Below are 13,174 nucleotides of genomic sequence, written 5' to 3'. Positions count from 1 at the left end.
CAAGGTTGTAAAATGAGTTTCCCAACGAAGGGTGGTTCACAGCCTTACGGCTGGCAAATCGCATCAAGCCAGGACTCGTTTTGTGACTTTGGGAGAAAATTAGAAAGTCTTTGTATGCCTGTTCACAATACAGTGTTGTGCTGCCATGGACGGCAGCACAAGTCCTAATGTGCCCGGACGGCACATTTAGGACGCACACGTCACTCCGCCTCAACCTGAAGCAGGCATACTTAGACTTTCTTATTTTCGGACAACGGAACAAAACAGTCCCGGCTTGATGCAATTTGCCAATCGAAAACCCCCGGAACCACCCTATACGAGGAAACTCATGTCACCCGCAAACCAGCATTTTTATTTATTTCTGCTATCGTTTATTATAGGACAGTTTCCTGTATTCAGCAACAAACAAATTTCCTCTGTCAGATAATTTACCGTTCCATTCCCATCATCTGATACACCGCATCCATATCCAAATATTCCCGCAGTGTATCAGCAAGTTTATCATACTGCGTTTCCTTAAATTCCTGATAACTCTGCAGTGTTGCTGTCTCCATGGAAATTCCTTTTTTTGCTGCCAGTGCTTCCACGATCTTTGCGGCGATACCGTCTGCATCGAATACACCGTGGACATACGTACCATAGATGTTTCCTTTGCATATTCCATCTGTCTTTTTCATTCCATTCTGATCTGTAATATAGCACAGATTTTCATTGTGATATCTCCGCAATTTGGTTTTCCGGCTTTGCATTTCCTGCTGTTTTTGTGATTTCTGCAGAATTTCAGCTTTCTGACACGGATCTGCAGCAGCCATATCCATCTCATTTTCCGTAAAATCCGTTCTGCTGCTCGCTCCCATATGAATCTCATACCCCGTCAGCTTCATGCCGGACAGTACAGACAGCACACCGGAAAGTTTTTCAAATTCCCCGTCCACCTGTGTTCTCGTCTTTTCCTGTTCCATCTCTGTTACCATCGGCAAAAGTTCCATGCCGCGCAGCATACCGCCCTCCTCAACACCATAAGGATCTGCAATACACTCTCCTAACATCTGGTAGCCGCCGCAGATTCCAAAGATCACGGCATCCTGATTTTTCGCATGCTTTTTTATGGCAGCTTCCAGACCATTCTGACGCATCCATTTTAAATCACCCATCGTATTTTTGCTGCCCGGCAGAATGATCATGTCAGGCTGATGCAGCTTTTCCGGTGTATCTATATAGCGGACAGAAACACCTTCGATCGATTCAAATACCATGAAATCCGTAAAATTGGAAATACGCGGAAAACGGATAACTGCAATATCAACTGCCTTTTCCTCGTGATCCGTAAACCGGTCTGACAGACTGTCCTCATCTTCAAGTACTAAATGCATATAAGGCACGACTCCGGTAACCGGAATCCCGCCTTTTTCCTCTAACATCTGTATACCAGGATCTAAGATCGACACATCCCCGCGGAACTTATTGATGATAAGTCCTTTAATGCGTTCCCGTTCTTTTTCTTCTAACAAAACTAATGTACCGATCAGCTGTGCAAATACACCCCCACGGTCAATATCCCCGACGAGCAGTACCGGTGCGTCTAATAACTCTGCAAGCCCCATGTTTACAATATCGTTTTCTTTGAGATTGATCTCTGCCGGACTGCCGGCTCCTTCGACCACTATGATATCAGCCTGCTGCTCTAACGTCTGATATGCTTTTAAAATATCCGGGATCAGTTTCTTTTTATACGCAAAATAATCCCGTGCCTTCATATTTTTAAGCACTTCGCCGTTTACGATCACCTGGGAGCCTGTATCATTCGTTGGTTTTAAAAGAATCGGATTCATGCAGACCTGCGGTTTTATCCCTGCTGCCTCTGCCTGCATGACCTGCGCACGCCCCATCTCAAGTCCCTCTTCGGTAATATAAGAGTTGAGTGCCATATTTTGGGATTTGAATGGTGCCACACGGTAACCGTCCTGCTTAAAAATGCGGCATAAACCTGCTACAAGCAGGCTTTTCCCAGCATTTGACATTGTTCCCTGAATCATGATTCTTTTTGCCATAAATTTATTTCTCTTTCCTATCCCTGTATTTTCTTTTTAGAACAAAGAGGTGCTTGCGACTCTTTCGCATTTACCCATCTACTCCCGGCGGCTGATCTCATCCCGCAGTAACGCGGTCATTTCCTGATCTGCTTTTTTTAGACCGACAGCTTTTAATTTTTGCTGCATCTCATCCCATTTTGCATCAAAATCCTCCGGTTTGCAGACAATGCAGTCGATCAGCCCTTTCCATGCTATGTCATTCAGATTACTTAATATCTGATTCAACTCATCCGGCAGTGTCAAAGACCAGAGCGGTGAATAATTTTCTTTTTCAAATTCTTCTTTCTGTGGGAAAATATCGATCAGCATATCTGCATTCCATGCTTTTAATGCCTCTTTTTCCATCTCATCATAACTTTCCTTTACCACATTTCTTGAACTCTTGCTGTATGAATTGCCGGTAGAATCAACTGCCTCATTTCCATAACTTGGAAACGGATATACACGGAAGCCAACTCCTGTGCGCTCCGAATAATTCGTATCACTTTTCGATACCTCAAGGTCTTCCTCCATAATACAGCGTTTTCCATTTTCATCATAATAGTAGTTAACTCCTTCGATTCCCCAGTTCAGAAGGATCTGTCCCTCATCACTGCATATCCAGTCCAAAAATTTGACCGCCCGTACAGGATCTTTACAGCTTTTCGTAATACCGATTCCCCAGCCGACTGCCAGACTTCTCTGCTTTAAAGACGGGCATTTTACAGATTCATCAATCGTAACCGGAAGTCCCGCATAAGTCCGCTCGTCCTGTCCTTCCGATCTTAAAGATACCTCCGCATTTGCATAATCCCAGTCTTTATCCAGCAGTCCAAGCACCCTGCCGTCTGCAATCTTCATAATATAATCTTCGTGTGTCTGTGTGGCAAATTCCGGATCTAAAATTCCTTCATTATATATTTCGTTCAGCCATTCATAATATTCTTTCTGTCCATCCGCTGCATGCTTATAATATACTTCTTCCTTGTCCTCATCCACGATCCACTGACCATTATCCGGCGAACCATTTGCGATAAACCCGGACGGATTAGACAACATCGTATACCAGTGCCAGTCAGAACATGCAATGGAAATACCGATGGTCGGTTTTTCATTAATAGTGGGATATTTTACCATATAGTCACGGATCATCTGTGTATATTCATCTAATGTATATGGTATCTGATACCCGTTTTCCTGCAATACCGCCCACTGGAGCTGGGCTGTTCCTGATGTTTCCAATATTTCTTCCTGCACCTTGTCACTGCATAACTGGTAAATAGATGGATCATCACTGGAATAACGCAGATTTTCGTACTCATCTCCATACAATTTTTTAATATTAGGACCATACTCATCGATCAGATCTGACATATCAATCAATGCATCATTCTGGATCAATGTCGGAGCATCCCCTTTTGCAAACACAAGATCCGGATATTCCCCGGTTGCAACCATCAGCGCAATACGGTTATCACTGGCATCCGCAGGGTAATCCATCTTTAGCGTAACACCTGTCTTTTCTGTTATTTTCTGTGCGACAGGATCTGTCCATGTGTCCTCCATCCCGTCCGCATTATAAAATGTAAATGTAACCGGTTCTAAATCTTCCTGACTGCTCTCCTGCTTTTGTGTGTCTGAAACAGTTGTATTTTCTGTGGCACCACAGCCATATAACCCCATCAGCAGACTGCCTGTGATAAGACCACTTACGATCCTGCTGCACACTGTTCTATTGCATGCAAAATATTTACATACAAAAGTTTTACCTATACCTTTGTATAAAAAACTCCTTCCCATATATCCTGCCCCTTTAAATTATTTTCTCATTTTCAGAATGTAATATTTCATTACTCAATTTCCGACGTCAGAACCGGAAGTTTGATACTGACTTTCGTTCCTGCTCCTGTCTTACTCTCAAATTCTACTCCGTAATTCTCCCCATACTGAAGTTTAATTCTCTGATTGACATTACAGATTCCGATATGCGTCCGGTCAAGATTGTCAAAATCATTCAACGCCTTACGCACTTCGTCTAGTTTTTCCATGGACATTCCGCATCCATTATCTGATACTGTAATCCACAGATGGGATCTCACTTCAACCCTGATCACGATTTCTCCCCCGCTTTCCTTTGCCTCAAGTCCATGCACAAATGCATTTTCCACAAAGGGCTGGATCAATAGCGGCATAACCTTCAGTGAACTGATATCTCCCTCCGTCTCAATACTGTAATGAATCCTGTCATGGAAACGGTAATCCTGTATTTTCAGATAATACTCGACTAACTTCAATTCTGATTTTAACGGCTGTAATGTATTGCTTACCTGAATATTTCTCCGCATGATCTTTGCAAGCATTTTTGCTAATTCTTCGATATCCGGCTGATTGTGGATCCTTGCCTGCATACGGATCGTCTCCAACGTATTATACAAAAAATGCGGATTAATCTGGCTTGCAAGCATCTTAAATTCCACTTCTTTCTGCCTTGCATTGACCTGTTCTTTCTGCACACGCTCCTTGATCACATTATTCATCAGTTCCTGGATAGAATCGATCATAACCTTCAGATCACGATAAAGATCTGTGATTTCATCCTCACCGCCGATATCTTCTGTAATATTAAAATCTCCGGTTGCCGCCTTGTGCATCTGGAGACGGAACGTATTTACCCTTGCACTGAACTGATTGGAAAATGCTAAAATGATTCCAAGTCCAAATGCCACACATACAAGCTGCGGCACAAGACTTCCCAACGCACTGCGTGCTGCTGATCCGGCAATCTCCTCATACGGACATACACTTACTAACGTATAATAATCATCAGAATAATCCGGTTTTACCCGCACTGTCGATAAAAGACAGGTATCTTCGCCCTGAAAACGTACTTTTCCGGAATAAGTATCATCTTTGATCTGCTTTAATAACAGAATCATCTCATCTGTATCACGGTTATTTTCATTGCGATGTAAAACCACAGTATCATCATACACTAAATAAGTATCCTGTGTCCGCTCCTGCACCGGCAGTTCTGTACGCTTATACTGCATGGTTATCGCAAGTACACCGACCGGCTCCATATCCTTTGTATATAAAAGTCTTGACATCCGAAGGGAATCTTTGCGTTTGAGCGAATCATACGAATAAGACCAGTAAGGCTTTCCATCCAGATCTAATGTATTCTGGTACCATGGTTTCTCTGCGATCTCCTGGTCTACATGTACAAAATATTCATTATTGGAAATTGTATCATTATTAAGATACAATGTGATACTTGAAATTTCATGATAATAATATTTCAGATAATCAGAAATGGTATCATAGTCTCTGTAATCTGCAAGAATCTCTGAATAATTTTCATATTGATGAAATGCGATATGCTCGATCTTTTCATCAAAGTACATCTGTTTGGAAATATCAGAGATGACGGACATACTTTCGCTCATGGAATCTGCGATCATATTCAGTCCATCCATCTCGCTTTCCTTTGCTTTCTGGATCAGTACCGTTCTTGTATTCTGATAAGTATAAATATCCAATAACAAAATCGGCAGAATTCCTCCGGCAATATATATAAAGAGCATTCTCTCCCGCAGTCTTAAGTTACCTATAAACGTTTTTATCCGGGCAAACAAACTCATATTTCTACACCTTTCGTTTGTCTTTCAGTCAGACCGGCATTTCCCACTATTTATTCCGGGCAAACACGTACTATAACCGGAAATCTGCTGTTTATTCCGGGTGCTGTGACATGAAGTCCCTCCCCGTCAACAGACCACTGCAGCTTACCGTCATATCCTAAAATGTCCACCGAATCAATGATGCCATGAAACTCCGGTACATTCTGGTCACTGCTGTCTGCAAGTGAATGGATACAGAAAACACCATCTTTAGGACATTGTAACGCAATCGCGTAAATATTTCCATGATTAATCGTAAAACGATAATCTCTGTCTGTAAATTTCAGTTCTTTCTGATCCTGAAACTGCCCTTCTGCCGTTACAGTAGGTCCTTCCATGGATTTTCTCCATACCTTTGCCCCCGTGATGGCTTCACTGTTTACTTTCATCCATCCTGCAAGGTCTTCTAAGATCGCATGGTCGCCATCCGGTATGGTTCCATCCGCTTTTGGACCGATATTCAGTAAAAGATTTCCGTTTTTGCTGACCACATCAACAAGCGTACAGATGATCTCATTGCTGCTCTTATAATCTAACGTATCTGTATAGCACCAGGAATTTCTTGCTACCGCCGTATCTGTCTGCCATTCATACGGCTTTGCCTCCGCAAAACCACCTCGTTCTACTTCTACAATACCGCTGCCAAACATCATTGCATCATGTTTATAACAGATTTTTACATCTTTGCCCCATTTTACGCCACAGTTATAATAAAATGCTGCAATTTTCTTTAAATATGGCTTAAATGCCTGATGCTGTACCCACCAGTCAAAATAAAGCAGCGATGGTTGATAATTTAAGATCAGTTCTGCGGTGCGTGCTAACCAGTCATTTAAAAATTCTTCCGTCGGATATGGTTCTCCATAAAGATCTTCCGCAACCGGTTCCGGCATAGACGGCCAGTACAGATCTCCTTTTTGCAGAGGTTCTCTGATATCACTGTCAAATTCTTTTCCATGCCCTAAGAAAAACCAGTGTTCTGCACGGTGGGAAGATGCACAAAACATCATACCCTGTTTTTCGATTTCTTCTTTCAGTTCCCCAAGCACATCCCTCTTTGGTCCCATCTCTGCGGCATTCCAGTGGGACAGTCCGCTTTTGTACATCTGAAATCCATCATGATGTTCCGCAACCGGAAATACATAACCGGCACCAGCCTCTTTAAATAATTTTACCCATTCTGCAGGGTTAAATTTTTCAGCACGAAACATTGGAATAAAATCTTTGTAACCAAAATTTTTCTGGCTTCCGTAAGTTTTTACATGGTGTTCATATGCAGGCATTCCTTCGATGTACATGTTCCTCGGATACCATTCATTAGAGTTTGCAGGAACGCTGTAAACACCCCAGTGGATGAAGATTCCAAAGTGGTTTTGTTTAAACCAGTCCGGGGTTTTTGCCTGCATCAGGGAGGACCAGGTGGGTTGATACGGTCCTTCTGCAATGATGCGGTCTACGGTTTCAAGAAGTTGTTGTTCTTTCTGCTCTGACATGATATACTTTCCTTTTCTTTTTGAAAAAATCTACTTACTCTGGATGATCGCAACTGCTTTAGGTTCAAGCACAATATTTTCTCCTGCCTGGTAATCTGCTTTACCGAGCAGGTCGGTTCCGGCTTTTTTCAGCGTTACTTCCTGTGGTTCATCCGTTGGATTTAAGAGGAATAAGAAGCTGCCATTTTTGTTCTCGCGGAGGGTGATTTCTACTTTTTCGCTGCCTGAAGCGAGAGCCTCGACACCGGCATCTTTCAGGATATCCGTCAGGAAGGTACGGTAAAACTCTCCGTCTGAACGGGTTGCAACGTAGCAGGCTTTTCCTGTTCCAAAGGAATTGCAGGTCAGTACCGGCATTCCGGCATAAAAATCATTGTCATAAACGGCAAGCGTTTCTGCACCTTCGGTGTGTAAGAGGTCACAGAGTACTTCAGCCGGGTAAGTGACATCTTTGTATGCAAAAGTGTGTTTCATTCCGACATTCCCCTCCGGGATGGCATCGGATTCTTCCACCCAGATGCCTAAGATATCGCGCAGTCTGCCCGGGTATCCGCCTGTAATAACAAGATCATGATCTTCCACATAACCACTGAAATAGGAAGTTACAAATGTACCTCCTTCTTTGACATATGCACGGATTTTTTCATCATAACCGTCTTTACACATGTATAACATCGGTGCGATCACAACTTTATAACCGGACAGTTCATCATCCACACCAACAAAATCCATCGGAATATGAAGATTCAACAATGCTTTATAATACTGATAGATTTCTTCATAATAATTGATGCATCGGCTTGGTCCTGCGGACAGCACGGTTGCCCACCAGTTATCCCAGTCAAACACCATTGCCACTTTTGCCGGAGTACGTGCGCCAAGCAATGTATCCGAAAGTCCTTCAAGTTCTTCCCCAAGCGCCGTAATCTCACGGAATACCCTTGTATTTTCATTACCAACATGGTCGATCACTGCACCATGATATTTTTCACAGGCACCTATGCTTCTGCGCATCTGGAAAAACATGACCGTGTCTGCTCCATGCGCTGCTGCCTGATAGCTGTATAAACGCATCACACCCGGACGTTTCAGGGCACAATAAGTATGCCAGTTGCTCACACTCGGTGTCTGCTCCATCAGTGCAAACGGTTTTCCGCCCTTTAACCCGCGCATCAGATCATGCGCCATCGCATTGTTTTCTGTTTCTGCACCAAATGACGGATAGCTGTCCCAGGAGATAAAATCCATCTCTTTTGCCCATTTCTGGTAGTCTAATGACGGATAAAATCCCATCAGATTCGTGGTAACCGGAACGTCCGGTGTAGATGCTTTTACCGTATCACGCTCTAACTTATAACAGTCTAAAATACTGTCTGAATTAAATCTGCGGTAATCGAGCGAAATTCCCTGGAAGTTTGTGCGGATACCATCCCAGTTAAATTCCTCCGAACGCATATCCGGCAGAACGACATCATCCCAGTCATAAAATGTATGGCTCCAGAAACAAGTATTCCACGCACGGTTTAACTCATCGATTGTCTTATATTTTTTGCGCAGCCAGACACGGAATGCTTTTTCACAGTTTTCACAATAACATTCTCCGCCATATTCGTTGGAAATATGCCATGCAACGATATTGTCATAATCTTTATAACGCTCTGCAAGTTTTCCAGCCAGTGCCACGGAATATTTCCGGTAGGTCGGACTGTTTGGGCAGGAATTATGACGTGCTCCAAACTTACGTTTCATACCGTTATGCTCCACACGCAGGATATCCGGATATTTTCTTGCCATCCATGCCGGATGCGCACCTGTTGAGGTTGCAAAGCAGACTTTTAATCCGTTTTCTTTTACATATTCCATGATCTTATCCAGTTTTGAAAAATCATAGGTAACTTCATCCGGCTGCAATGCTGCCCAGCTAAACACATTTAAAGTCACAACATCTATATGCGCCAGTTTAAACATGCGCATATCCTCTTTCCAGATCTCTTCCGGCCACTGCTCCGGATTATAGTCTCCGCCGTATAAAATTTTATGTACTTTGCTGCTCTCGATCATCTCTTTACTCCTCTTGCCTTTTTATATTTTTTCATTGCCTATAAATATATTTTATCTGCTTTTTTAAATGGTAAACTGCCCAAAAGCTGACATTCCCTTATTCACCCTCACGATTCACACGCTCGATCTGCAGGAAAATACGTTTGCTCACTGCTGCGACCGTATAAATGATAAATCCAGGACCAAATAAGATTCCAAGGAATATCATCGTGGAATTATACTGGAAAATCAGCACTTCCGCAGCAACAAGTATCACTAAGATCAGCGTTTTTCCAAAATATTTTCTTGAAATATCCATAGAGTTCTGAATGGTACGGATCACTGTATTTTCATATCTTGCCAACAGCGGAAATGCATAGATCATCGCAATGATCACAAGAAATACGGAGACCATACCAATGATCAGCAAAATGACCGGATTGTTTTTCACCGCTCCAAAAAGCTGGAAATCAAGATACACCGCATACCACGCAATCAGAAAGATCAGTCCCATCGGAACTCCCTGCTTAAAGTTTGCCTTGTATGCCTCAAAATAAGATTTTGCAATATAACCTTCCTCATCATCCGCTAATTTTAGTGCAACTGACATTGCTGCTGTCGTTGATACACCGATCGTAAAAATTGGTATACTTCCTAGAATCCACAAAAAATTTAATTTTAAAATATCTAACAATCTGCTCAAAAAACGGTATAACGGACTGTCCACACTGAAAAATTTCATCTTTTCCTCCGATCCAGAGTGCTGTAAATACACTTCTCTCTTTTATTTATTTTTACTGTCTGATCTGCTTTCATCATACAGGATTTTTACGAATATATCCAGTATGATGAAAACAGACCGGGGCGATCCGGACGTTTTGTCCGGATCCTTTGCTCAGGTCTGTCTTTTCAAACAACAGACGTCTTTACGTAACATGCCATCTATTGTTTTTCATCGCATCGTTATTTGATTGTCTCTTTTACTGCGTCCTCAGCTGCTTTTCTAAGTGATGCTTCATTCTCCTGGAATGCGATACACTCATCATAGCCGTAATCTTTTGCCTGAGAGATCATATCAGAAACGATCTGGTCGTATTCAGCATCTGTCTTAGCATAGATTGCTTTCCATGAATTTGTCTTGATGCACTCAGCAACCTGTGTCCATAATACATTTAACTCATCAGATTTTACAGACTCAGAGTATGTTGTACCAAGAGAAAGTTTGTAAGGTCTTGATCCCATGTACTCATCTGCTGTTGCAAAACCGGTCTTATCTCTCCAGTCCTGCTCAATGTCAGAATTTGCATCTGTTGCAAAACTAGCCCATTTACGATAGTTGTATGTCTCACCGTTTGAATCAGGATTTAAGGAATCAAGTGCCCATGTTGTGTTGTTCATTTTAAAGGAGCCATCATCAAATGTTCCGCTGTAACCATCAGACATCTGTGTGCTGATATCTGTCTTAGCTGCACGTCCTAAATCTGTAAACTGCGTTTTTCCATTTTCATCATAATACCAGCAGACATCCTTTGGACCATACTCAGCTGTCATACGTCCTTCCGGAGTAGATAACCAGTTTAAGATAGCCATACACAATTCCGGATACTCTGTCTTAGCACCGATAGACCAGATACGGTTTCCACCATAGATATTCTGACCATAGCAGATCGGGGTTGCATCTTCCGGTGGGCAAGGATACATTGCTTTGCCTTCCTGTGCATGTGAATCTGAGTTGTAGAAAGTAGAACCTAAGAAGTTGAATACATTTAAGAATGCTCCACCGTTCTGGTAATCTTCCTGCATACCATCATATCCCTGTGTCTGTGAGTCAGGATCAAGTAATCCTTTCTGAAACAGATTGTTATAGAATTTTAAGCATGTAAGATAAGGTCCATTCTCCTCTAACACCGGATGGAATACCTGCTCCTCCGGATCATAAAGACCAAAACCGAATTCATCATATCCATAATAAGCAGTTGCTGTTGATTTTACGAACATTACCATATTTCCATCCCAATCGTTAAATAAGGAAACACCGTAAGTTGTTTTTCCATTATCATCTGTCGGGCAGATTTCTTTCATCTGACCCAATACATCTACCATATCATCTAATGTTTTGATCTCAGGATATCCTAACTCTTTGTAAAGATCCCATCTTAAATCCCAGGTATACATGAAATCCTGACGTGCTGTTGCATCTCTTGCAACATCAAATCCGAATCCATAAACCGTACCGCCGGAAAGGTCTGCATTTTTCTGTAATGCATACGGCATGTTCTGTTTGATGTATGGACCATAATCGCTTAAGATATCATCCTCATTCCAGTCAAAGAGCATTCCTTTGCTCACTGCCTGCTGATACTCATCGGAGTCATTTCCCCAGAGAACCAGGTCTCCAAGATTTCCTGACTCCATACGTGTCTCATATACACCGTCGGAATCCGGAATGATATTTAATTTTACATTGAATTTGTCTAACATGATCTGACCGAACCAGCCGATCTGCTCTCCGGAATAGTTTGCTAACTGGTCGAATACATCAAGAGTTACTGTCTCCTCCGGAATGATGTCTGCCAGATCCTCAGCATCCGCCTCATCGGAAGAAGCGTCTCCAGCCTCTGTGCCAGCTTCGTCCACAGCATTATCTGCTGCTGTGTCATTTTTTGTGTTGCTTGCCTGATCATTTCCCCCACAGGCTGCCATGGAAACTGTCATCGCAGCTACCAAAAGCAGTGATACAATTTTTTTAGCTTTCATATAATCCTCCTTGTTTTGCGAAGCAAAATCCGAGTCCTTTGGTGAGGAGAGGATTTTACTCCTTGTTGTGCGAAGCAAAATCCGAGTCCTTTGGTGAGGAGAGGATTTTACTCCTTGTTGTGTGTTATATTGATTCCGCACCACGCGGTTAACACCTCTTTAACCTTTTACGGCACCTAACATGATACCTTTTTCAAAGTAACGCTGCATGAATGGATATACGACTAAGATCGGAATTACGGTTACCATGGAAATCGTATATTTGATAACTTTTCCACTCATTGCTGATTTAAGAACAGCCTCGCTGACAGCTCCACCGGACTCCATCAATGCACTTAAGTTGGATGCCTGATTTAAGTAAATATAAAGTCTGTGCTGAAGCGTATATAATTTCGGAGCAGATGTCATTAAAATCAGGGAATCCGTAAAGGAATTCCAGTGGCCAACTGCACCGAAGATCGCGATCGTTGCAAGGATCGGTTTGCTGAGCGGCCAGATGATCTTACGAAATACAGTAAAGAAACTTGCTCCGTCGATCTGGGCGCTCTCTTCGAGTTCTGCCGGAATAGACTCTATGTACGTCTTTACCAGAATGATGTTATATGGTGCCACAATACCAGGAATGATGTATGCCCAGAATGTATTGGTCAGTCCTAACATCTGCATGTTTAAGAACCATGGGATCAAACCTGCATTAAAATACATGGTGATCACAAGGAATCTGTACCAGAATTTTCTGCCCCACATTTCATCTTTTGTTACCAGATAACCGATAAATCCTGATGCTGCAACCATAAGTGCTGTACCAAGTACTGTTCTTGACAATGATACGATCAATGCACTTGAAAGGTCACTTACATTTAACAGAGCTGTATAGTTATCCAGATGGATTCCTCTCGGTACGAAGTTGATCACACCCCTGATTACCAGATCGTTATCACTGATCGTATTGATGAACAGGTAATAAAACGGGAATATACATGCGATTGTAAATAATGTAAAAAACAGGTAGTTTAAAATGTTAAATACGACATCGCCGGGTTTTAAACGATATTTGCGTTTATGTGTTTTTTCATAAAGCTTTTCGGCTTTTAAATCAGCCTTTTCCTGTGCTGTTTTTGCCATGTCTTAT

General features: G+C 42.3%; 8 protein-coding genes. All 8 read right to left on the bottom strand.

The window, feature by feature from the left end; genetic code table 11:
* Positions 1 to 428: 428 nt before the first annotated feature.
* Positions 429 to 2,051: a cobyric acid synthase gene (locus tag DW650_RS04275; protein ID WP_118209150.1), complete on the bottom strand. Its 1,623-nt coding sequence runs from the start codon at positions 2,049 to 2,051 to the stop codon at positions 429 to 431.
* Between the two features lie 78 nt (positions 2,052 to 2,129).
* Positions 2,130 to 3,872, bottom strand: a complete 1,743-nt coding sequence (locus DW650_RS04270) for an ABC transporter substrate-binding protein (protein ID WP_118209149.1) — start codon at positions 3,870 to 3,872, stop codon at positions 2,130 to 2,132.
* Between the two features lie 50 nt (positions 3,873 to 3,922).
* Positions 3,923 to 5,617, bottom strand: coding sequence for a sensor histidine kinase (locus DW650_RS04265; protein ID WP_243102850.1), 1,695 nt, complete (start codon positions 5,615 to 5,617; stop codon positions 3,923 to 3,925).
* A gap of 146 nt (positions 5,618 to 5,763) precedes the next feature.
* Complete coding sequence (locus DW650_RS04260) at positions 5,764 to 7,245, bottom strand: alpha-L-fucosidase (RefSeq protein ID WP_118209147.1); 1,482 nt, start codon at positions 7,243 to 7,245, stop codon at positions 5,764 to 5,766.
* Positions 7,246 to 7,275: 30 nt separating this feature from the next.
* Positions 7,276 to 9,306, bottom strand: a complete 2,031-nt coding sequence (locus tag DW650_RS04255) for a beta-galactosidase (protein WP_118209146.1) — start codon at positions 9,304 to 9,306, stop codon at positions 7,276 to 7,278.
* A 97-nt stretch (positions 9,307 to 9,403) separates the two neighbouring features.
* Entirely contained in the window at positions 9,404 to 10,027 is a 624-nt protein-coding gene (locus tag DW650_RS04250) for a YesL family protein (protein ID WP_117922534.1), read from the bottom strand.
* Positions 10,028 to 10,248: 221 nt separating this feature from the next.
* A complete protein-coding gene (locus tag DW650_RS04245; RefSeq protein WP_118209219.1) occupies positions 10,249 to 12,042 on the bottom strand; it encodes a hypothetical protein in 1,794 nt (597 codons plus the stop codon).
* A gap of 159 nt (positions 12,043 to 12,201) precedes the next feature.
* Positions 12,202 to 13,167, bottom strand: coding sequence for a carbohydrate ABC transporter permease (locus DW650_RS04240; protein WP_117922533.1), 966 nt, complete (start codon positions 13,165 to 13,167; stop codon positions 12,202 to 12,204).
* Positions 13,168 to 13,174 lie beyond the last annotated feature (7 nt).

This window comes from Roseburia sp. AM23-20, from assembly GCF_003470905.1.
In the GTDB taxonomy this organism is placed as follows: Bacteria; Bacillota; Clostridia; order Lachnospirales; family Lachnospiraceae; genus Roseburia; species Roseburia rectibacter.
The sequence above is the reverse complement of the archived record's forward strand: the minus strand, read 5'-3'. Positions and strand labels throughout refer to the sequence as shown.